The 22228-nt window shown below is 57.2% G+C and carries 16 protein-coding genes; 7 read left to right on the top strand and 9 right to left on the bottom strand.

Annotated elements, in window-relative coordinates:
• Nucleotides 1–76: 76 nt before the first annotated feature.
• Nucleotides 77–529, top strand: a complete 453-nt coding sequence (locus C3938_RS12075; RefSeq protein WP_105103550.1) for a VOC family protein — start codon at nucleotides 77–79, stop codon at nucleotides 527–529.
• A 315-nt stretch (nucleotides 530–844) separates the two neighbouring features.
• Nucleotides 845–2581, top strand: a complete 1737-nt coding sequence (gene argS / locus C3938_RS12070) for an arginine--tRNA ligase (RefSeq protein WP_105103549.1) — start codon at nucleotides 845–847, stop codon at nucleotides 2579–2581.
• Between the two features lie 87 nt (nucleotides 2582–2668).
• On the opposite strand, the gene C3938_RS12065 is transcribed toward argS, so the two are convergent.
• Together C3938_RS12065 and C3938_RS12060 are read right to left on the bottom strand one after the other, a co-directional pair.
• Nucleotides 2669–2905, bottom strand: coding sequence for a hypothetical protein (locus C3938_RS12065; protein ID WP_105103548.1), 237 nt, complete (start codon nucleotides 2903–2905; stop codon nucleotides 2669–2671).
• Nucleotides 2906–3121: 216 nt separating this feature from the next.
• Nucleotides 3122–4855 carry a diguanylate cyclase domain-containing protein gene (locus tag C3938_RS12060; protein WP_105103547.1) on the bottom strand — a complete coding sequence of 578 codons (1734 nt, stop codon included), beginning with the start codon at nucleotides 4853–4855 and terminating at the stop codon, nucleotides 3122–3124.
• A 531-nt stretch (nucleotides 4856–5386) separates the two neighbouring features.
• Between C3938_RS12060 and gcvP the strand changes: the two genes are divergently transcribed.
• Nucleotides 5387–8278 (top strand): aminomethyl-transferring glycine dehydrogenase, encoded by a 2892-nt coding sequence (gene gcvP, locus C3938_RS12055; protein ID WP_105103546.1) that lies wholly within the window; start codon nucleotides 5387–5389, stop codon nucleotides 8276–8278.
• A 77-nt stretch (nucleotides 8279–8355) separates the two neighbouring features.
• On the opposite strand, the gene C3938_RS12050 is transcribed toward gcvP, so the two are convergent.
• The 4 genes from C3938_RS12050 to purU all read right to left on the bottom strand — a co-directional run bounded on the left by C3938_RS12050 (nucleotide 8356) and on the right by purU (nucleotide 11879).
• Nucleotides 8356–9096: an MHYT domain-containing protein gene (locus C3938_RS12050; protein ID WP_105103545.1), complete on the bottom strand. Its 741-nt coding sequence runs from the start codon at nucleotides 9094–9096 to the stop codon at nucleotides 8356–8358.
• A gap of 63 nt (nucleotides 9097–9159) precedes the next feature.
• Nucleotides 9160–9939, bottom strand: a complete 780-nt coding sequence (locus C3938_RS12045) for a hypothetical protein (protein ID WP_105103544.1) — start codon at nucleotides 9937–9939, stop codon at nucleotides 9160–9162.
• Nucleotides 9940–10625: 686 nt separating this feature from the next.
• The gene (locus C3938_RS12040) at nucleotides 10626–11024 is read right to left on the bottom strand and encodes a hypothetical protein (protein ID WP_158681673.1); all 399 of its coding nucleotides are present in this window, start codon (nucleotides 11022–11024) and stop codon (nucleotides 10626–10628) included.
• Nucleotides 11025–11042: 18 nt separating this feature from the next.
• Complete coding sequence (gene purU, locus C3938_RS12035; RefSeq protein WP_105103542.1) at nucleotides 11043–11879, bottom strand: formyltetrahydrofolate deformylase; 837 nt, start codon at nucleotides 11877–11879, stop codon at nucleotides 11043–11045.
• A 99-nt stretch (nucleotides 11880–11978) separates the two neighbouring features.
• Between purU and pepQ the strand changes: the two genes are divergently transcribed.
• Nucleotides 11979–13283, top strand: a complete 1305-nt coding sequence (pepQ, locus tag C3938_RS12030) for a Xaa-Pro dipeptidase (protein WP_105103541.1) — start codon at nucleotides 11979–11981, stop codon at nucleotides 13281–13283.
• Nucleotides 13284–13365: 82 nt separating this feature from the next.
• Here the strand turns inward: pepQ and metE are convergent, their stop codons facing one another.
• Nucleotides 13366–15600, bottom strand: a complete 2235-nt coding sequence (gene metE / locus C3938_RS12025; protein ID WP_105103540.1) for a 5-methyltetrahydropteroyltriglutamate--homocysteine S-methyltransferase — start codon at nucleotides 15598–15600, stop codon at nucleotides 13366–13368.
• A 130-nt stretch (nucleotides 15601–15730) separates the two neighbouring features.
• Here metE and C3938_RS12020 point away from each other — a divergent pair, with 130 nt between their 5' ends.
• The 3 genes from C3938_RS12020 (at nucleotide 15731) to C3938_RS12010 (ending at nucleotide 18793) form a co-directional block, all read left to right on the top strand.
• Entirely contained in the window at nucleotides 15731–16648 is a 918-nt protein-coding gene (locus C3938_RS12020) for a LysR family transcriptional regulator (RefSeq protein ID WP_105103539.1), read from the top strand.
• Nucleotides 16649–16790: 142 nt separating this feature from the next.
• Nucleotides 16791–18464: a hypothetical protein gene (locus C3938_RS18095; RefSeq protein ID WP_199775594.1), complete on the top strand. Its 1674-nt coding sequence runs from the start codon at nucleotides 16791–16793 to the stop codon at nucleotides 18462–18464.
• Nucleotides 18461–18793, top strand: coding sequence for a hypothetical protein (locus C3938_RS12010; protein WP_105103538.1), 333 nt, complete (start codon nucleotides 18461–18463; stop codon nucleotides 18791–18793). Before C3938_RS18095 ends, C3938_RS12010 begins: the two co-directional genes overlap by 4 nt.
• Nucleotides 18794–19208: 415 nt before the next feature.
• Here the strand turns inward: C3938_RS12010 and C3938_RS12005 are convergent, their stop codons facing one another.
• Nucleotides 19209–19886 carry a Fe2+-dependent dioxygenase gene (locus C3938_RS12005; protein WP_105103537.1) on the bottom strand — a complete coding sequence of 226 codons (678 nt, stop codon included), beginning with the start codon at nucleotides 19884–19886 and terminating at the stop codon, nucleotides 19209–19211.
• A gap of 17 nt (nucleotides 19887–19903) precedes the next feature.
• Complete coding sequence (locus tag C3938_RS12000) at nucleotides 19904–22132, bottom strand: TonB-dependent receptor (protein ID WP_105103536.1); 2229 nt, start codon at nucleotides 22130–22132, stop codon at nucleotides 19904–19906.
• Between the last annotated feature and the right edge of the window lie 96 nt (nucleotides 22133–22228).

Below are 22228 nucleotides of genomic sequence, written 5' to 3'. Positions count from 1 at the left end.
ATGCTGTCTGGACACTCACACCGAGCATGCACCAAGCTAGCGCAACCGGAAATCATTCACATAACAAGGAGCTTCCATGTCCGTAAATCCCATCCCCGAAGGCATGAACACCGTTACCCCCTATCTGTGCGTGAAAGGTGCCGCCGCCGCGATCGACTTCTACTGCAACGCCTTCGGCGCCACCGAGCTCTTCCGTATGGCCGGGCCGGACGGCCTGATCATGCACGCGGAGCTCCAGTTGGGTGATACCCGCCTGTCCATCGGCGACGATAATCAGGAAGGTAGCCCCCTGCATGCGCCCCAGGGCATCTGCTCGGTGGGGCTGCTCTTCTACACCGAAAAGGTGGACGAGATATTCGCCAAAGCCATAAAACTGGGCGCCACCTCCATCAATGATCCCGCCGACCAGTTCTACGGTGACCGTACAGGCACCCTCAGGGACCCGTTCGGCATGGTGTGGTTTGTGGCCACGCATATCGAGGATGTGTCGGAAGACGAGCTGGCGAAGCGCGCCGCAGAACTGGGGTGATTTAAACCACTGACATTCGAAGAGAAGGTGTTGATGCCGGGTACACACTGGTGAGACCTTCCGCGAGAGGGGCCGAAGGCGCCGCGAAGATATGGAGCGGCCGGGCCACCTCACGGAAGAGCCCCCATGGATGAGGTGAGGGGGAGCGCCTAACTCGTGTCTCACCAGTGTGTACCCGGCAGCAGTACCGCCACGGTCTACATTCACGCGCTAACACGGAGCTGAGACTATCCCGCGGTTGCAAACCCCCCAACGCCCATTAAAATCCCGCCTTCTTCTATATTGTCCAGAACGTCCACGGGATCACGCCCAGTTATGAATATTCGCCAGCAGCTCAATGATATCTTCCAGACCGCCATGACCGCCGCGGGCATTCCCGCCGACTGCAGCCCTGCGGTGGCCCCGGCCAAGAAGGCGGGCTTCGGTGACTACCAGGCCAACGGCGCCATGGCTGCGGCCAAGAAAGTGGGCAGCAATCCGCGCGAGCTGGCAGCGAAAATTATCGACAATCTGGGCGAGCAGCCCATGATCGAAAACGTCGAAATCGCCGGTCCCGGCTTTATCAACATCCACCTGAGCAACGCCTGGCTGGCGAAAACCCTTGCCGCCGCCCGCGCCGACGCGCGCCTCAATATTGCCAAAGCGGCAAAACCACAGACCGCGGTACTGGACTACTCCCACCCCAACCTCGCCAAAGAAATGCACGTGGGCCACCTGCGCACCACCATCATCGGCGACGCCCTCGCCCGTCTGCTGGAATTCCAGGGCCACAAGGTCATCCGCCAGAACCACATGGGCGACTGGGGCACTCAGTTCGGTATGTTGCTGGCGCACCTGGCCGACAAGATGGAGAACCAGGATGCCGAGGTGGCACTGAAGGATCTGGAGGTCTTCTACCGCGAGGCCAAAGTCCGCTTCGATGAAGAGGAAGGCTTCGCCGACCGCGCCCGCGAGTATGTGGTGAAACTGCAGGGTGGGGACGCCGACTGCCTGAAGTTGTGGCAGCGCTTTATCGACATCTCCATCAGTCACGCAGAAGAAATCTACCAGAAGCTGGGTGTCACCCTGAAGCGTGCGGACGTGTACGCCGAAAGCCAGTACAACGACGACCTGCCGGTGCTGGTGAAGGACCTGGTGGATCGCGGCATCGCCGTGGAAGATCAGGGTGCCATCGTCGCCTTCCTGCCGGAAATGGCAGACAAAGAAGGCAACCCCAGCGTTGTCATCATCCAGAAAAAAGGCGGTGGCTACCTCTACGCCACCACCGACCTCGCCGCCATCCGCTATCGCGCCAATGTGCTGAAAGCGGACCGCATCCTGTACGTGGTCGACGCGCGCCAGACTCTTCACCTGCAGCAGGCGTTTACTGTGGCACGCAAGGCCGGCTACATCGCCGACAGCCAGACCCTTGAGCACTGCCCCTTCGGCACCATGATGGGCGACGACGGCAAGCCGTTCAAAACCCGTACCGGTGGCACCGTGAAACTGGCCGAGCTACTGGATGAAGCCGTGGAGCGCGCGACGGCATTGGTGGCGGCGAAGAACCCGGATCTGAGTACAGAAGAGCAGGCCGAGATCGGCCGCGTGGTGGGGATTGGTGCAGTGAAGTACGCCGACCTCAGCAAAACCCGCACCAACGATTACATCTTCAACTGGGATTCCATGCTGGCGTTTGAGGGCAACACCGCGCCCTACCTGCAATACGCGTACACCCGCGTGCGCAGCATCTTCCGCCGCGCCGGTGTGGAGCCGTCAGCACTAACCGGTGACATCAGACTCGGCACCGACGCCGAGCGCGCCCTCGCCATCAAACTGAACCAGTTCGGCGAGGTACTCGACCAGGTGGCAAAAGACACCTTCCCTCATGTGCTGTGTACATACCTGTACGAACTGGCCAGCGCCTACATGGGATTCTACGAGGCCTGCCCGGTACTGAAGGAAGGCGTGAGCGACGAGGAAAAGCTGAGCCGCCTGCAGCTGTGCGACCTGGTAGCACGCACACTGGCTACCGGTCTCGACTTGCTGGGGATCGAAGTGCTCGAGCAGATGTAAAAGATCGCAAGACAAAACGGCAGGAACATCGTTTTGCGCAGCCGAAGGCTGCCCGAGGGGTAAGGGCCAGGGATGGCCGGAATGAAATCAGGCGCTTTCCCGGGAAAGCGCCTGTTGCAGAAATTGCTGGGCGTTCGCGAGGTCCGCGTCATGAATCAGCCACAGCTCGGAATGCCAGTCGATATTGCCAAAACTCTGCGGCTGCCCCTGTGGCGTTTCAATGCGGATTTTCTGGGTGAGCACAGAATACCCGGCCGATTCCATCAGGTTGCGCAGGTAGCTGCCGAGCAGCTGATCGTTGGTGGTGAAAATTTTGCTCGCCATGGCTGTGCGACTGGTTAACCTTTCAAAATCTCTCAGCGCCGGGCTTGTGGCCCGCCCTTCGAGTCCTTTTTCGATTCAGCTCCCTTTCCAACTTCACGGCAACTTGGGATAGAGCGCTGCCGGAAAACTGGAGGGGAGTAAATTAAAGATAGACCAGCACACCAGTAAGCAGCGGAAACCCGGGAGGAAAACAGCGCTGCAGGGCCATGCGGAAATCTACCCATGCGATTTGGTGGCCGCCAGCTCCAGCGGCGGAGTCTGCCCAGTGGCGTCAGGTACTGATGCCCCGGGTAAGTTCGAAACGTACAGCTGGTAGTTGTTTTTGCCGTGGCGCTTGGCATGGTACATAGCGATATCCGCCTTTTGCAGAATGGACGCCAGTGTCTCCTGCCGGTCTTCCACCGCCACCACCCCCACACTCATAGTGACAGTGATCAGGTTGTCGGTAATTTTTACCGGCTGTGCGACGGTATTGAGCAGCTTTTCCGCCAATATCCGATAGGCATCCGGCTCCCGGATCGCACGCACAAACACACAGAATTCATCACCACCGAGACGAGCGACGATGTCACCGCAGCGCATCGCGCTCAGTAGTCTGCGCGCAATCACGCGCAGGAGTTCATCGCCCCCCTGGTGCCCAAGGGTGTCATTCACCTGCTTGAAATCATCCAGATCGATAAAGAACAGGTAGCCCCTTTCATGGACAGACTCCGGCTGGTGCCGTGCCAGCTCCAAATGAAATTCCAGCTGCTCCATCAGGCTGAAGCGGTTGCTGAGCCCAGTAAGGCTGTCGTGCATGGCGATCTGCTCGAGTTGCGCCGTTTTGCGGCACACCATGTCGTTCATGTCTTCGAGCTGGTCACAAACGGTTAGGCCGGTGTTATCGAGCACATCCAGCTCGTCGTATCGCTCCATCGACTTGTGCACCGGTCGGATCAATCGGCGTGCGTCATCGAATCGCCCATTGGTAAGCAGTGGCAGCGCTTCGGCCAACCGGCGCAAACGCACGATGGGCCGCCACAAGGTACCGGCCACAGCCGCACAGAAAATCAGCGCCCCGAGCACAGAAAACAACAGTAGTAACTGTATCGACTCGTCGATGTGCTCCACCTGTGCAGACACATCCTCGATAAACACAAACTGCGCACCCGCGGGGTCTACATCCACGCTCATGGTGCGGACATCGAATTGCCGCTGCTCCAGAGTATGTGCCCTCGCCCGCTGTAACCCACTCAGCGTATCCACCTCCTCCGCCACCCGATGGAGCAGAGGCAACATTCGTTCGCGGGAAGTAAGGGAGAGTACCTCCCGCTGCCAGCTTTCCAGATACCGGCCATCCGCATTCCGCGGAGCTCCACTGCGCAGCGGGGACAGGACACCGATATCGGTTCCGGTCATTTCACGAAAGCGCCGCAACTGCTCGTCGAGCGGGCGGTCCACCTGCAGAATGTAATCGCCTTCGCGGGCGCGCATCGGTACCGCGAGGCTCTGCACGCAGACCGGTTCGCAGTGCACCACTTCCAGAGGCTTCCCCTGCAACAGCACCTGTCGCACCTCATCTGCGCTCAGCCGGTTGTGCGGCGCCCCCCAGCTAAACACCGGATCACTAGCGGCACTGTAGATTTTCAGCCCGTGGAGACCCCAGCTCTGCTCCAGTGCCAGCCACTGGTGATCGAGATTTTTATGCAACCCTTCCAGCGAGGAAATCTGCCCGCGATCACTGAGCGCCACCATCTCCGCCAGGCGCGTGAGCTCCTGACGAGATGCCTGTAACAGTCCGGTAATCTGAAACTGGAAATTGAGATAGCGATGCTCGCGATTTTTTGCCAGCAGGGATTGCAGGCTGCCGTTACCCAAAAGGATAAAAAACAGGCACATGGCGACCACAAGCAGCAGCGAGAGCAGGCTGGCCTTGAAGCGCAGGGTGTTGATGTTGGCCGATGGCACCACGGTTTAGCCCCCAATCCTTGGGAATAATGCGGTAGTCGCGGTGGCGTTTTGGCACTGGCGAGGGCACTGGAACACAGCCCGGCCAGCACTTTTTATTCACACAGTATGGCTCCAACCCCACAGTTTTGCCGGCGGCTCCCGGCACCGCCAGAAGAAAATAACGCCAAATACTCAGAAGCAGGATTTATGTCACAAAAATGCCCACAATCCAGCACAGGTTTGAGCGGATTGGCCACGAATTGCCGACAATCACCGCGATTGCTAAGATGCGCGCCTTCCGGCCCCGGTAATCCGGGACAAGATTCCGGCAAGTGACACCGATTGGGCACGCAGAACCCGCCATCCCGGTATGACCCAGTACCGTTTTTGATGACGTGCGGTCACGGACCTGCCGGCCCGGATAACAAAACAGGCCTATGCCATCGGCCTGTTTTGCTATTTTTTACCGGTGTCCTCCTTACCCGAGTCCTCCGGAACTTCCCCGGCCACCGCGCGCCGGCAGCACACAGTGTTTACAGGAATCCACCCACCATGACCCAGCCTTCCCTCAAGCAGTTGGAACAGCACGATGCTTTTATCCGCCGTCACATCGGTCCGGATGCCGCGCAGACCCAGGCCATGCTCGACACCCTCGGTGTCGCCAGCCTGGAAGAACTGATTGAAAAGACCGTTCCCGCCGCTATCCGCAAGTCCGACGACCTGGACCTGGCGGACGCCGTAGACGAGCAGGAAGCGCTGGCGGAGCTGAAAGATCTCGCGCGCCGCAACAAGATCTTCCGCACCTTTATCGGTATGGGTTACCACGACACCATCACCCCCAACGTGATCCTGCGCAACGTGCTGGAAAACCCGGGCTGGTACACCGCCTATACCCCCTATCAGCCGGAAATTGCCCAGGGTCGTCTGGAAGGCCTGCTGAACTTCCAGCAGATGATCATGGACCTCACCGGGATGGAACTGGCCAACGCCTCCATGCTGGACGAAGGCACCGCCGCCGCGGAAGCGATGGCGATGAGCAAGCGCCAGATGAAGCGCAACAAATCCAACACCTTCTTCGTGGACCAGGACTGCCACCCGCAGACCATCGCGGTCGTGAAGACCCGCGCCGAGCATTTTGGTTTTGACGTGGTTGTAGGCAACCCCGACACCGATCTGACCGACGACATCTTTGGTGCACTGTTCCAGTACCCGGGCTCCACTGGCAAGGTGCGCGACCTTACCGACCTGATCGCCAAGGTCCACGCCGCCGATGCACTGGTAACCGTGGCCGCGGACCTGATGAGCCTCGTCGCCCTGAAGGCCCCGGGCGAGATGGGCGCTGACGTCGTCGTCGGCTGCAACCAGCGCTTCGGTATCCCCATGGGTTACGGCGGCCCGCACGCCGGTTTCTTCGCTTTCCGCGAAGCCTACAAGCGCTCTGCCCCCGGCCGTATCATCGGCGTCTCTGTAGACAGCAAGGGCAAACGCGCCCTGCGTATGGCCATGCAGACCCGCGAGCAGCACATCCGTCGCGAAAAAGCCAACTCCAACATCTGTACCTCCCAGGTACTGCTGGCGGTAATGAGTGCGTTCTATGCGATTTACCACGGCCCGCAAGGTCTGAAGACCATCGCCGCGCGCATCCAGCGCCTGACGGACATCCTGGCCGCCGGCCTGCAGCAATCCGGTTTCGAACTCGCCCATGACAGCTGGTTCGACACTCTGACCGTGAACGTGGGCGACAAGCAGTCCGCGATTTATGACCGCGCCATCGCCGCCGAGATCAACCTGCGCAAAGTGGGCGACGACGCCCTGGGTGTGAGCCTGAACGAAACCACCAAGCTCAAGGACGTGTCCGAACTGCTCGCCGTGTTCACTGGCGGTGACCACAACCTGGATCTCGGCAAACTCGACAGCGAACTGGCCGCCAAGGGCGTCGCCGGTGTGCCTTCTTCCCTGCAGCGCAGCAGCGAGTTCCTGACTCACCCGGTATTCAACACGCATCACTCCGAAACCGAGATGCTGCGCTACCTGAAGACCCTGGAGTCCAAGGACATCGCACTGAACCACAGCATGATTCCGCTCGGCTCCTGCACCATGAAGCTGAACGCCACCGCGGAAATGATTCCGGTGACCTGGCCGGAGTTCGGCAAGCTCCACCCGTTCGTGCCCGCCGATCAGGCCGAGGGCTACCGCGAGATGTTCAGCCAGCTGGAGCAGATGCTTGCCGCCTGTACCGGTTACGACGCCGTGAGCCTGCAGCCGAACGCCGGTTCCCAGGGTGAATACGCCGGTCTCGTCGCCATCAAGAAATACCTGGAAGCAAAAGGAGAAGGTCAGCGCGATATCTGCCTGATCCCCGCTTCCGCCCACGGCACCAACCCGGCCTCCGCGATGATGGTCAGCATGAAGGTGGTTGTGGTTGCCTGCGACAGCAAGGGCAACGTTGACATCACCGATCTCAAAGCGAAAGTGGAAGAACACCGCGATCGCATCGCCGCGCTGATGGTCACCTACCCGTCCACTCACGGCGTATTCGAGGAAGGCATCCGCGAAATCTGCGAGCTGATCCACGATGCCGGCGGTCAGGTGTACATCGACGGCGCCAACATGAACGCCCTGATCGGCGTTGCCGCGCCGGGCAAGTTCGGTGGCGACGTATCGCACCTGAACCTGCACAAGACCTTTTGCATTCCCCACGGCGGTGGCGGCCCCGGCATGGGCCCAATTGCGGTTGGCGAACACCTGAAGCCCTACCTGGCCGGTCACCCGGTGACCGAGGTGCCGGGTAACAACCCTGCGAACGGCACCATCTCCGCGGCGCCCTGGGGCTCCGCGAGCATTCTGCCGATCAGCTGGATGTACGTGCGCATGATGGGTAAAACCGGTATGAAGCTGGCCACCCAGACCGCGATACTGAACGCCAACTACGTGGCCAAGAAACTGAGCGAACACTACCCGCTGCTGTACAAGGGTACCAACGGCTTTGTTGCGCACGAGTGTCTGATCGACCTGCGCCCATTGAAGGAAGTGAGCGGCATCGCCGAGGAAGATATCGCCAAGCGCCTGATGGACTTTGGTTTCCATGCGCCCACCATGTCATTCCCGGTGGCCGGCACCCTGATGATCGAACCCACTGAGTCTGAGGCCCAGGAAGAGCTGGACCGTTTCGTGCAGGCCATGGCCATCATCCGCCAGGAAGCGGAAGATGTGGCGAGCGGCAAATACACCGCGGAAGACAACCCGCTGCACAATGCCCCCCACACTCAGGACGATGTGATGGCGGACGAGTGGACCCACCCCTACTCCCGCGAAGTCGCCGGCCGTCCAGCCGCCTGGCTGAAGCACCACAAGGTGTGGCCCGCCTCCAATCGCATCGACAACGTCTACGGTGACCGCAACCTGATCTGCTCCTGCCCTCCGGTTGAGAGCTATATGGACTGAGTCCAGCCAGAAACAAAAAAGCCGGGAATCTTCCCGGCTTTTTTGTTTGAATTCATCTTTTGTTTGAATTCATCTGCTCAGATTGCCAGCTCTTCCCGCTGACGGCGGCGGTGGCTACTGATTGCCAGGGTCAGCAACAGCAAGCTCGCCATCACCATGAAGATACTTATCCCCAGATACTCACCACCCAGAACACCGAGGAAGCCCGCCTCCTTCACCACAACGTTGGTATGCGAGTATTTTGCAGCCGCCATACCCGTGTAGTGCATGCCGCAAACTGCTACGCCCATGATCACCGAACTGCCGAACATCTGCCATTTGCCCCGCATGTGGAATGCAATCCACAGTGCTGCACAGGAGGCAATAACCCCGATGATGATGGAAACAATCAGGATATTCAGGTCATAACTTACGTCCATCGGCATGATCATCGCCGCCATTCCCATATAGTGCATCCCGGCAACGCCACACCCCATGAATACACCAGCGGAGACGAGTTTCTCCAGCGTGAACAAACCTATACCGGCGATAGCGAGACCGATAGAACAGGCCAACATCGCAATCAGAGCGGAAAGAGCAGTAAGAAACGTATCATAAGTGACGGACATACCCATGTCGTAAGCGAGCATGGCAATAAAGTGCATTGACCAGATAGCACCGCCGCCCATGGCTATCCCCGCTCTGATAATAGCGCCTCTTTTTTCTTCCATATCCCGCGCCGACGGAATGGCAACCGCCATCTGAAGCGCCGTGAACGACCCCAACACCGACACGACAAAAGACAACACGACAAGCAATGGGTTGTATTCCGCAACCATAAGATTTCCCCTTTATTTATTTTCAGATAACTGCTGCTATGTCCGTATAAAACGCTTGTAACATCAATCCACTATTTCAAAAACGCACTCGTGCTCCCCTTCACTGCGACATTTCACCTCACGCACAACGACCCGGCTGCTTGCGCCGGCCTCATGCAGAAGCCCCTGGAGAAAGCCGCAAAAAAACTCACCATTTCGGCAGCGGGTTCCCGGCATGCAAAATGGATTGTTCTTGACGTGAATTGCGTAATCCCTGGTTTCTGCCGGCAGCAGGGTTTTCACCGCAGGCAAGGCGATCTGACGCACAGCACTCAGGAGATCCAATTGCCCGCCCAGCGCGTAATCCCGCTTGTATACCCAGGCACCAACCCGCGTACCGACGTACTTGAGGCTTGCACCCCAACGGTCGGAAGGGATCTGCTGCTGGAGATCCAGCAACTGCGGAAAAATTTTGGGGTAACTTCTGGCCAGAGAAGGCAGTATTGCTTCAACAATTTCAGTGGCTGGCGTGGTAGCAGATGCCCGCTTCTGGGGCGGCGGAGCGGTTGGCGCCTTACGCGCGGCAGGGGCCGCTTGTGGTCGCTGTGGCGCAGCGACAGGCGCCGCAGTGGACGGTGCGTGGTTGGCTTCAAAATGGGTAACCAGTGGATGAGAACTGAGTCGGTCTTCCAACTCCAGCAAACGCCCCTGCTCCCCCTTGAGCCGCAACCACAACTCAACGCCATTCGGGGTGTTAGCCATTCGCTGCCGAAGCAAGGTAAAACCACACGCGATGACAACATTTCCCATCGCGATCAACAGTCCATCCTTCTGGTAGGAATACACCGTAACTTCAACTTCCATGCACGATCCTTAATTCTTCTTGTCAGGTTATGCGATCTAGCCGTCTCCAGAACGAAACTTGCTGCACTGAATCTGGTTAGTGGGCCGAAATTATCTCCACTACTCTTCGAGTAGCAGTCCTTCCCCAAGACGTTCTGATTTAGGAAAAACTTCTTAGTCTTTTAGCCCTGAGAAGTAGTTTCGTCAAATCAGTTTGTTTTAACGCCAGCCATTCTGACTCCGGAGTCAGAAAGAAAATATAAACTGCCTCCAATTAGTGACTTTCTAGCGTTTTAAATTTGTCACTTCCGTTCAAACAAAAAGCGAAACGCGCAAATAACAGCCACATTATGTGAGACGTAAAGAACGTATACTTTGCAAAAAAAAACCAACAATCAACTTAAATCAAAATAAACAAATCAAATAATGCAAAATATTAGATGAAACATCCTAACCGGATTAGGTGGAAAGACATGACAATTAGCGTGATAGCCAAAGCCTATAGCTAATATCAGAGCGGCATTTTCACATGCGAACAGTTAAACAGTTCACAGGATAGGAAAATTCATTTTTTGGGGGAGCGAGGCGACCGACCGACGCCAACAGAACAGCTGGTCATTATTAAGCCGTATTACGCTGCGAATGATTCACGTAAACAAAAAAATGCGCCACACAAGGCAGCGCCAGCCGTTATTCAAAGGTAATGATTATCGCTCCGCCGCGTCCCGGCACTCGCCGCGAATCTCACCACCGAGCGGAGACACCACGCGATCAATAACAAAGTACCCATCGCGGCAGAAACGGGTTTCCTTCAGTTTCAGATCCAGCGCATAGTTGATATCCATCCGCTGGCCGCGCACTGGGCGGCGCATATCCTCGCTGCGCATCACACCACTGCGCGTATTCGGGCTCTCGGTAAATGGACCGCGGATTTCCGGTACCGCCATTTCCAGGGCGTAGGTAAAGCGCTTGGCGCCGTTGGCAGAAACCTCGGTGTGGAAAGACTCTTTCAGCCCGGGATTGGGGGCAGAGGGCTCACTGGCGCAAGCGGACAAAAGCAGAAGTACCGGCGCGGGCAAAACGCAGATGGGCAATGGTCTCAACATTCTTTCCTCGTCTGACTCTTATTTGAACACAACGGTGCGATTGCCGTGGATAAACACCCGCTCTTCCAACACCAATTGCAACGCGCGACTCAGTACCTGCTTTTCCACATCGCGCCCGGCCGCGGCCATATCTTCCGCCGAATAGCCGTGATCCACGTGGATTACATCCTGTTCGATGATCGGCCCTTCATCCAGATCGTCGGTAACAAAGTGCGCGGTGGCACCGATGATTTTCACTCCGCGTTCAAAGGCCTGCTGGTATGGCTTGGCACCGATAAACGCGGGCAAAAACGAGTGATGGATGTTGATGATACGTCTGTGATAATGAGCCACGAATTCGGACGTGAGTACACGCATATATTTGGCGAGGATCAGATAGTCCGGCTGATAACTGTCCACCAGCTGCATCACCTGCTCTTCATGCCGGGCGCGCTCAAGGCCTTCTGCCGGCAGCCAGTGAAAGGGGATATCGAATTTCTCTACCAGCGACTGCAGATTATTATGGTTGCCTATGACCGCGGCGATCTCCACATCCAGCGCACCGGAATAGCACTTCATCAGAATATCGCCCAGGCAATGGGCTTCCTTGGTCACCATCAGCACCAGGCGCTTGCGCCCACTCGCCACCAATTTGCGCTCGGCACCTTCCGGCAGAGTCATATCCAGGTCTTCCAGGAAGGTGTCATCGTTAAAGATGCCTTCCAATGCCGTACGCATGAAGAAGCGGCCTTGGGCGCGGTCCACAAACTCGTCGTTCTTGGTGATATTGAGCTGGTGCTTGTAACAGATGTTCGTGATCCTGGCGATCAGCCCCTTGGCATCCGGGCAGTCCGTTAGCAGTATCTTCTTTTCCATGGGTAAAAATCAGACGTATTGTTCAGAAGGCTGACTATACACTATGTGCGTAATTCTACCCCTCATACAGACCGTTAATTGACCAATTTCAGGGGCTTTATGGACAAGCAACTCTTCAGTGAACACCTGGCCATCCTGCGTAAACGTTACGACGAAATCCTCGACCAGTGCGGCTACGAGACTGTCAACGTGTTCAGCGGTGCACCCTCGGTGCAGTTTCTGGACGACAACTATTACCCCTTTCGGGTAAACCCGCAGTTCAAAGCCCTGGTGCCGGTGACCGACAACCCCAACTGCTGGGTGATCTACCGCCGCGGGCAAAAGCCCAAGTTGCTGTTCTACCGCCCAGTGGATTTCTGGCACTACGTACCGCCCGCCCCCCAGACCTTCTGGAGCGACGAATACGATATCGAACTGCTGGCCAAACCGGATGAAGCCAAGGCATTCCTGTCCGGTGAAAACGCCGCATTTATCGGTGAAACTGCGAAACTCGAAGGCTGGGACATCGGAGAACGGAACCCCCAGCACCTGATCGACCGCCTGCACTGGGCGCGCGCTTACAAAACCCCCTACGAAATGGAATGCCTGCGGGAAGCCAACCGGATCGCGGTGCGCGCACACAAAGCCGCGGAAGATGCATTCCGGGCGGGAGCCAGCGAGTTTGATATCAACATCGCCTACCTGAAAGCCGCGGGCCAGGGCGAAAACCGCATGCCCTACGGCAACATCATCGGTCTCAACGAGCACGGGGCAATTCTGCACTACACCCACCTCGGCACCGAACCGCTACCGGAAAACGACCGTCGCAGCTTCCTGATTGATGCCGGTGCCGACTGCAACGGCTATGCCGCAGATATCACCCGCAGCTACGCCTATCGTAATGGCGAATTCGCGGATCTCGTGAGCGCGATGCATGAAAAGGAACTGGAGCTGGTCGCGGGCCTGAAACCGGGCGCTTCCTATGTGGATCTGCACAGGGACTGCCACCACAAAATCGGCGAGCTGTTACAACAGTTCGGCGTGATCAAAACCTCACCGGAAAGCGCTGTAGAGTCCGGTCTCACCGGAACCTTCATGCCCCATGGCCTCGGCCATTTCCTCGGCCTGCAGGTGCACGACGTGGGCGGCCACCAGACGAGCCCGGAAGGCGGTAACACCCCACCACCTGCGGAATTCCCCTTTCTGCGCACGACGCGCACCATTGAGGAAAATCAGGTATTCACCATAGAACCCGGCTTGTACTTTATCGAAAGTCTGCTGGCAGATCTGAAAGAGTCCCAGCTCGCGGATGAGGTGAACTGGGACAAGGTAGAAAAGCTGCGTCCGTTCGGTGGTGTACGGATTGAAGACAATGTGATCGTGCACAAGGATCGCGTCGAGAATATGACGCGGGATTGTTACTGACCGAATACACTTCGCAGGAACCTGCTTGCAGGCGAACGATTCAGCGCTCAGGACCGTTCGCCTGCAAGCAGGCTCCTACAGGTCATACCAGTTCCGCTCGTACGGTGCGGGTAGCTTCCACCATATTCAGCAACGCGGAACCCACCTCCGCCCAGTTGCGGGTCTTGAGGCCGCAGTCCGGGTTCACCCAGAGTTTTTCCGCCGGGATCACTTTCAGCAACTGATGCAACCGCTTCACCAGCTCCGCGCGCTCGGGCACGTTGGGTGAGTGAATATCGTAAATGCCCGGGCCAATTTCATTGGGGTAACCGCCGCCGTCACCCGCAAATGCCTGCAGCAGACGCAGATCGGAACGGGCGGATTCGATGGTGATGACATCCGCGTCCAGTGCCACGATCGCATCCATGATCGCGTTGAAGTTGGAATAGCACATGTGGGTGTGGATCTGGGTGTCCGGCCGTACCTGGCTGCAGGTATAGCGGAAACAACCCACCGCCCAGTCGAAATACTCTTTGTGGCCGGATTCACGCAACGGTACGCCCTCGCGCAGCGCCGGTTCGTCGATCTGAATGATACCAATGCCCACCGCTTCCAGATCCTGGACCTCGTCGCGCAGCGCTTTTGCGATCTGCAGGCAGCTGAGCGCACGGGGAATATCCTCGCGGGGGAAAGACCAGTTCAGGATCGTCACCGGCCCGGTGAGCATACCCTTCACCGGCTTTTTACTCAGACTCTGGGCATATTCGCTCCACTGCACAGTCATCGCATGAGGACGGGAAATATCGCCGGCAATAATCGGCGGCTTTACGCAGCGTGAACCATAGCTCTGTACCCAGCCGTTGCCAGTGTGGACGAACCCATCCAGCTGCTCGCCGAAATACTCCACCATGTCGTTGCGTTCGGCTTCACCGTGTACCAGCACATCGAGACCGAGAATTTCCTGGCGGCGGATCGCCTCGGCAATCTCCGCACGCAAATGCGCATCGTAATCCTGTTGGGAGATTTCCTGGTTGCGGAATTTACGGCGCACTTCGCGCAACACATCGGTCTGCGGGAAAGAGCCGATAGTGGTGGTCGGCAGCAGCGGCAGTTGCCAACGGGTGCTTTGCACAGCAGCGCGCTCTGGGTACGCCTGCGCACGCCAGGTGCTCGCCAGTTCTTCGCGCACATCCGCTTCACTGCGGCTTTCGGTTTTGGAAAAGGCAGACAGAGTCTTCGCTCCCGGTTCCAGCGCATGTTTCAGTGTTTGCAGTTCGTCGAGCTTTTGGCGGCTATAAGCGAATTTCTGTTTGCGTATGTCCGCCAACGCCGTTTCGGTTTCCAGATCCACCGGTGTGTGTAACAGCGAGCAGCTCGCGGAGAGCCACAGGCGGTCGCCGAGCTGCTCCGCAACCGGCGACAGTTCCCGCTGCCAGCGCGCGAGGTCTGTACGCCAAACGTTGCGCCCGTTGATCACCCCCACAGACAGCACTTGGCGCTTATTGAGGGCCGCAACCGCCGGGGCTACTTCTTCCGGCGCGCGCACCGCATCGATATGTACACCATCTACCGGTAGCGCAAAGGCCAGCTCAAGATTTTCCCGCAGCGGAGAGAAATAGGTGGCGAGCAACAGCTTACTGCCGCTGGCTTTGGCGAGGTTTTCATAAGCCGGAGCAAAGGCATCACGCCACACTTGCGGCAAATCCAGACCGAGGATCGGCTCATCGATCTGCACCCATTGCGCAGCGGCGCTGGCCAGTTGCTTCAGTAATTCGACATAGCACGGCAGCAAACGGGGAAGCAGATCCAAAGAGCTGCCCTCTCCGCGGCCGAGCCACAGGTACGTCAAAGGACCGATAATAACCGGCTTGACGTTGTGCCCCAGGCTCTGGGCTTCCTTCACTTCCGCCAGCAGCCACTCCGCATTCAGTTGGAATTGCTGGTCCCCGGAGAATTCCGGCACCAGATAGTGGTAGTTGGTATCGAACCATTTCGTCATCGCGCTCGCGGCCACCGGTTCGCCGGACGGTGCGCGACCGCGGGCGAGACGGAAATACTGGTCCAGCCGATTGTCCGCGGCCCCCTGTTCGAAGCGCTCGGGGATCACACCAAACATCAGCGAGTGATTGAGCACCTGGTCGTACCAGGCGAAATCCCCAACGGTGGTGAACGCCAGTCCGGCGGCCTGCTGTGCCTGCCAGTTTTTGCTGCGCACCTGTGAACCCGCGGCCAGCAGCGCCGGCTGATCAATCTCGCCTTTCCAGTACGCCTCCTGGGCGCGCTTCAGCTCGCGTCGGGCGCCAATACGCGGATAGCCGAGGATGTGTGTCTGTGCCATGTCCTTTCCCCAAATTGATAGAGAGCCGGCGCATAAAGGGCCGGTTACTGAATTTCGGGGTTGATTCTGCGGCCCGCTCCATGTTCAATCAATTTCATATTTTTTGCTCTGAACATGAATATTTCTAAACATGATTGAACTCAGACATCTCAAAGCCCTCACCACCCTGCGGGAGACCGGCAGCATGGTGCGTGCCGCGGAGCGCCTGTATCTGACCCAATCCGCGCTTTCGCACCTGTTCCGGGAGATGGAAGACCGACACGGGCAGCCACTGTTCGTACGTAAGTCCCGCCCGCTGCGTTTTACCAGCGCGGGCCTGCGGTTACTGCAATTGGCGGACGACGTGTTACCCCGGGTCGCGGTGGCACAGCGGGATCTTGCCCGGCTAGCCTCCGGCCAGGCGGGACGACTGAATATCGCCATCGAATGCCACAGCTGCTATCAATGGCTCATGCCAACCCTGGATGCCTACCGCGACGACTGGCCGGAAGTAGAGCTGGATCTGTCCAGCGGCTTTCACTTCGCGCCGCTGCCGGCACTGGTGCGCGGCGATCTGGATCTGGTGGTCACCAGTAATCCGGACGAATCCCTGAAAGGTATCCACTACGAACCACTGTTCAGTTTTGAAATGTGCCTGGCGGTGAGCCGCAAACACGCGCTCGCGGAAAAGAAATGGGTGGGACCGGAGGACCTTGCACACGAAGTGCAGATCACTTACCCGGTGGAACGGGAACGGCTGGATATTTTCCAGCACTTTCTCGATCCCGCCGGCATAGAACCCGCCGCGGTGCGCACCGCGGAGCTGACGGTAATGATGGTACAGCTGGTGGTGAGCGGACGCGGTGTATGTGCACTCCCCAACTGGGCGCTGCACGAATATTTACAGAAAGGGTTTGTGAGCCAATTGCGCCTGGGTAAAAACGGTTTGTGGAGCACACTGTACGCAGCGGTACGGGAAGAAATGTTGGAGCAGGCATTTCTGCGGGATTTTTTTGTCACCGCCAAAGATACCTGCTTCGCGAATCTGAATGGTGTGCGTCCTGCATGAATGTGCGGACGGGAATTTTTGAATGGGGATGCACGAGACGCAACAAGCCGGGAGGAGTGAGAAATTCCTCCTCCCTCCTCTGACTGATCTGTGTTAGTTTCCCGCACTCAAACCTCACTGTTGCACGGGAAATGACACGGATATGTCGTTCATCACCCTTACGGATAATTTGGGAAATTCGTACCAACTCACCTCTGGTGATCGCATAACCTCCTTGGCTGCCAGTGACTATTTCACGGCGATAGATGCGCTTGAGCGCATCGACTATCTCCAGTTGGCAGCTGCCGAAGACGAATTATTCCAGTGGACCGACTGGCACCCTGAGTTCGGCCTGACGGTGAATTCTGGTCCGGGCTGGCAGAGTACGGAATCGACGAATCTGTTCCAGACTCAGGCACATCATCCCCATATTGGCTCAAGATTTCTCCCCGACCGCTGGCCGCAGATTCTCGATGCGATTTATCGGGGAAACCTCCGGTTTGTCCAGGTTGACGCGGCAAAAACATCGAAGAATGAAAATCCGCAGGATACTCGCAGCATACTGCGGGTAAAGATTCGCCAGGCACTGCTTACTATCGTAGCCGCCGAAAAAGCGGAAGCGGCGCATCACGCCCGGCGTTTGCAACAGGAAACATCCGTTAACCGGGGCCTCATTTATACCGGCGCCTTTCTTACCGGCCTGTGGCAGGCGGGAGCAGGTTTTGCGCAGTGGCTGAAAGAAGTCAATGATGTGCTCAACCCACTACAGCGCAGCCTGCGGGGTGTGCGCGCCACACAGCGCGCGTTGCAACGCAACGAGAGTGGTGAAAGCCTGCTCGCCGCCTATCGGGATGAAATGCTGATCGCGGAGAAGCGCGAGATCGTGCAGGCGCTCGGTTTTGACCCCACGGCAATTACCCGGCAGCAGTTCCAGCACGCCATAGAGCTCGCGGATCTGATCTGGGAAGATCCCTCCCTGCAGGCCGACTTGCGCCGTTTCGTCAAAGACTATGTCAGTGCGCAGCACACGATAGAAATCACCGAATTCTCCGGCGCCGCAGCCTTCGAAGTTCTCTTCACCATACTCCTCGCCGCGGTCACCGGTGGCACAGGCCTCGCCGCGAGTGCGGCAAACCTGACTCGATACTTTGCCCGCTTCCGCAAGGTGGGAGAGTTGCTGGTGGAATTTGGGGAGCAGGTCAAAAAGTCCAGATTGCTCAGGGACCGCAATGCCCCGGCCAAGCAATCACCCGGTTTCGAGGACTTTGAGAGCCTCGGTGAGGTGGAGATCCCCACCGGCGACGTGTCAGTAACTCACAATCGGAAGAACAAGCCCAATGTCTCTGAGGGAAAGTCGAAAATTGTAACTGAAGTGGACTATGTCCCTAGCGTAAATGGGTCAAGCCCAAAAGTATTGCAGGCTCGGCAAAGACAAGCACAGATGCTTGAAGACAACATTGGGTTCAATATCAGTCCAACTGCTTGGGATGCCTACCCGACTATAGGAAAAAGTGGAACATTTATCTCTGACAGAAAAGGGATTACCGACATAGTCGGTGATTTTTCAGGACAGTCGACGTTGACATTAAATAAAGCCAAAGTCCTTCAACTTGAGGAAGCATTTGGCCTTGAAAAAGGCACGTTAGAAGAGGGGTTTAAGATTAGGCAGGTCGATAATATTATCGATCGAATGACCAGGAGTCCGATGGAGGGCAATCAATTTTTCTTGGGGCCCGGAAATCATCTTCCAGGTGGCGCACCAGAAATGGTGATAGACTCCATTCCAACTATCGATACTGATGGCGTGAAAACCCTGCTGGAGGTGGTGGTCGAATGAGCGAAGAACTAGTCAAAGCCTTTGTAACTAAAGCGGATGGAAAAAGTGTCCGCGTTAAGCTTGTAGACGGATCGTTTCAAGACGCACTTGTCAATTTGGGTTTTGCATTTGACTCGGATTTATTGGAATACACTATCCCAGTCGCAGGAAATCAAGAGAAAGCCGAAATTTTTGATAAATTACGGATTCAAGATGTGAGTTTTTCCGGTGGTAAAGAGTGGTGTCCTGCGGAAGTATTTGAATATCTAAGGGAAACCGGGCTAATAAACGGGAGCTTTAAAAAAATTAGTTGGAGGGGACCAGGAGAGTACCAACTTACAGTTGAGTAATGCCGGAGATCAAAGAGCAACGTCTGAACATTATCGAAAATTGCGACATCCTGTTGCAGACCATTCTGAAGCCATTCACCCAAACGGACGATACACCAGAGGGCGAATAATCGCGCCAGTTGAAGTGGTGTGCGGAAAACCGCTGCCTGTCGATCCTGGCGTGCAGGGAACATTACGTCGCGCCTATGTCGACAGTGAGTTCGCCATATCATCTCGCCGGAGAGAGTTCAGGCAGAAGTGGTAATCCACATGAATCGCCTGATTGGGTTAACCTGGAAGCTCAGTTACTCCTGAAACCGACCTACGACTCATATGTCATTTACTGCATCAAGGCTCTAGTTGCCTTGCTTCGGTATCCCACGCACCCCTTAACCAATCACCAGCGAAAAACCAGAGAAGGTCCGGAAAGAAAGCGCTAAGGCTCGGACCAGCGCCGCAGCAGGTTGTGATAGACACCAGTCTGCGCCACGATGGCTTCGTGATCACCCAGCTCCTGCCGCAGGCGATTGATGGACATGTCCAGGTCGAACAGCAAAGTGCGCTGACCATCGTCGCGCACCAGGCTCTGGATCCAGAAGAACGACGACACGCGGCTGCCGCGGGTTACCGGTGTCACCCGGTGCAGGCTGGTGGAGGGATACAAAACCAGCGAGCCCGCTGGCAATTTCACCGAGTGAGCACCGTAGGTATCGTCGATCAGCAGTTCGCCACCGTCGTACTCGTCTGGCTCCGAAAGAAACAGCGTGCAGGACAGATCCGTGCGGATCTGCCCGCCCGTGGGCAGGCGCCGTATCGCGTTGTCCACGTGGTTGTTGAAATGTTCCCCACCCTCGTAGCAGTTGAACAGCGGTGGAAACACCCGCTGCGGCAACGCCGCGGACATGAACAGGGCGCTCGCGGGCAGCGCCCGCAGAATCATGTCACCCAGTTCCCGCGCCAGCGGAGCATTTTCCGGCAGCTGCCGGTTTTTCTTCGCCTGCGCGGACTGGTGCCCGGCGGTTACCCGCCCATCCACCCACTCCGCCTGCAACAGGGCCGCCTTCATATTGGCGGCCTGCTGCGAGCTGAGGATTTCGGGGATTTCCAACAGCACGTCTATTTACCCTGCAATCAGTAGTTGAAGTTCAGTGACAGCAGCGCCGTACGACCGAGCCCCGGGATGAAGTGACCACCGCCCACAAAGTCGATGTACTCTTCGTCCGTCAGGTTCTGCAGATTGAGCTGCGCGCTGATGTTGTTGCTGAAAGCGTAAACGCCTGAGGCCTCAAAAATCCAGTATTCCGGTGCGACACGGGTATTGGCAGTGCTGTTGTAGCGGTCGTCGACGTACTGCGCACCCAATCCAAATTGGAACTGCTCGCCAAACTGGTAGTTGGCCCACAGGTTGAAGGTATGCTCCGGGGAGTTCGAAAGCTCCTTGCCCACTTCATCCGCGTCCTTGCTGTCCAGCACTTCGGAATCCAGATACACGTAACCGGCGTTCACACTCAGATTGTCGGTGATCGCACCGGAAGCACCCAGCTCAAGCCCCTGCACACGCTGCTCGCCATCCAGCACTAGCACATCGTTGGGGTCATCCGGATCCTGGGTGCGGGCATTGACCTTGTCGGTGCGGAACAGCGCGGCACTCAACAGCGCACGCCCGCCGGCAAGCTCCCACTTGGTACCCAGCTCAAAACTGCGGTTCTCTTCGGGCTCCAGATCTGCGATACCCGGGGTTCGGCTGCTGGTGGAAATAGACATGCCTTCCGCAGTCGGGTTAAACGAGGTGCCGTAGCCAAAATAGATACTTCCCGCGGACACCGGCTTGAATACCAGGCCTGCACGGTAGCTCAACATGGTGTCGGTGCGCTCCAGCAACGGTTCACCATCGGGGGTGTACTCAAGCTCAAAGTGGTCGTAGCGCAGACCGCCGTTAATCTGCCAGTACTCGTTGATCTGTACGGAATCCGACAGGTAGGCCGCCAGAGTGGTGGACTCGCCCAGGCTGTAGGTGCCCGTATTCACATAATTTTCCAGGTAGGGATCGTTCGGATTCGGGTTGAACAGATCCGTTGCCGGTGAATCTTCCCCGGTCAGCTCGCGGGTGTAGCGTTTTTCACTTTCCAGGCTCACTTCCGCACCGGCAATGATGCGATGCTCCCAATTACTGCCGGGATTAATCGTCAGCGAGTAATCGGTCATATTGCTGAAAATGGTGTTTTCCTGATCGCGATACTTTTCGTCGCTACGGCGAATATCAGTACTGTCGTTGCTGACAAAGCGCGGGGCGGTCACCATGTTGTCGCGGCCAGTCACACCCCAGCGGGTGGTGTTGTTCAAGCTCGCGTTTTCACCGAGGCGCTGAGTAACCTGCGCAGTACCGATGGTGGTGTCGACCTTTTCATAGTCGCGGGACTTGAGACCGTACCAGTTCTCAAAATCCACTGGCGGCGCAGCATCAGCGTAGTCGGCGAGAGGTTCATTGTCGGCCGGTACCCACGGAATACCGTAGTCCGGGGTATTGTCCTGGGACAGGTGGAACAGGCTCAGGTTGACCTCGGTATCCGTGTCGATGCCGAAGGCCAGTGACGGCGCCACACCCCAGCGGGAATTGCTCACGCCATCGCGGCCGGCGAGGTCCTGCTCGTGGGTCATGATGTTGATACGCGCTGCCGCGTTTTCGATGCCATCCAGGGTACGGTTCACATCCAGGGTCGCGCGGCCATAGCTGTCGGTACCGGCAAGAATATTGCTGCGGGTGGTATCGCTCAGGTTCGCGGTTTTGCTCACCAGGTTGACAGAACCACCGGTGGAGCCACGACCGGAGTAATCAGAGGACGGCCCCTTCACCACTTCCACCTGCTCCAGATTGAAAGGATCGCGGGTGTAGCCACCGAAGTCGCGCACGTTGTCCACAAAAATATCCGTGCGGGCACTATAGCCGCGAATGGAGAACTGATCTCCGGGAGGTGCGCCGCCTTCACCGGCCTGCATGCTGATCCCGGAAACATTGCGCAGCACGTCCCGCAGCGTGGTGGCGGCGCGCTGCTGCATTACATCTTCGGAAATCACATTGATCGTCTGTGCGGTGTCCAGTAACGGGCGGGCAAACTTGACCGAACTGGGCTTCTGCTCTTCGAGGCGATCGGTCACCTCGACCACTTCCGGTGTACGGCTCTCTTCGGTGGGCGTCTGCTCGGCGTGGGCAGAGCTCATCAGGCCGACAACGGCCGCCGCCAGGGAGAGCTGGGAGAATCGGGAAAACTGGCCCGCGAGCGGCTTCTTCCGGAACGCATCGCTGGCATGTTGAACAGAAGGTTGAATGGCGAGTTTATCCATACTCGTCAGCTTGGTCATGTGATTACCCCAACAGTCAGTGGTTATGAAGATCTGGTAGCGGCCTTACAGGCTTCTAATGCGAAGCATTATCATTTAGATCAAAATAATCAGCAA

It is taken from the genome of Microbulbifer pacificus (assembly GCF_002959965.1).
Lineage (GTDB): Bacteria > Pseudomonadota > Gammaproteobacteria > Pseudomonadales > Cellvibrionaceae > Microbulbifer > Microbulbifer pacificus_A.
Note: the sequence above shows the minus strand (reverse complement) of the source record. Positions and strands in the feature narration are given on the sequence as shown.

Coding starts and splice junctions, on each gene's coding strand:
- C3938_RS12020 (WP_105103539.1), top strand. CDS start 15,731: ATGATTGAACTCAGACATCTCAAAGCCCTCACCACCCTGCGGGAGACC.
- pepQ (WP_105103541.1), top strand. CDS start 11,979: ATGGACAAGCAACTCTTCAGTGAACACCTGGCCATCCTGCGTAAACGT.
- argS (WP_105103549.1), top strand. CDS start 845: ATGAATATTCGCCAGCAGCTCAATGATATCTTCCAGACCGCCATGACC.
- C3938_RS12075 (WP_105103550.1), top strand. CDS start 77: ATGTCCGTAAATCCCATCCCCGAAGGCATGAACACCGTTACCCCCTAT.
- purU (WP_105103542.1), bottom strand. CDS start 11,879: ATGGAAAAGAAGATACTGCTAACGGACTGCCCGGATGCCAAGGGGCTG.
- metE (WP_105103540.1), bottom strand. CDS start 15,600: ATGGCACAGACACACATCCTCGGCTATCCGCGTATTGGCGCCCGACGC.
- gcvP (WP_105103546.1), top strand. CDS start 5,387: ATGACCCAGCCTTCCCTCAAGCAGTTGGAACAGCACGATGCTTTTATC.
- C3938_RS12045 (WP_105103544.1), bottom strand. CDS start 9,939: ATGGAAGTTGAAGTTACGGTGTATTCCTACCAGAAGGATGGACTGTTG.
- C3938_RS12050 (WP_105103545.1), bottom strand. CDS start 9,096: ATGGTTGCGGAATACAACCCATTGCTTGTCGTGTTGTCTTTTGTCGTG.
- C3938_RS18095 (WP_199775594.1), top strand. CDS start 16,791: ATGTCGTTCATCACCCTTACGGATAATTTGGGAAATTCGTACCAACTC.
- C3938_RS12040 (WP_158681673.1), bottom strand. CDS start 11,024: ATGTTGAGACCATTGCCCATCTGCGTTTTGCCCGCGCCGGTACTTCTG.
- C3938_RS12000 (WP_105103536.1), bottom strand. CDS start 22,132: ATGACCAAGCTGACGAGTATGGATAAACTCGCCATTCAACCTTCTGTT.
- C3938_RS12065 (WP_105103548.1), bottom strand. CDS start 2,905: ATGGCGAGCAAAATTTTCACCACCAACGATCAGCTGCTCGGCAGCTAC.
- C3938_RS12010 (WP_105103538.1), top strand. CDS start 18,461: ATGAGCGAAGAACTAGTCAAAGCCTTTGTAACTAAAGCGGATGGAAAA.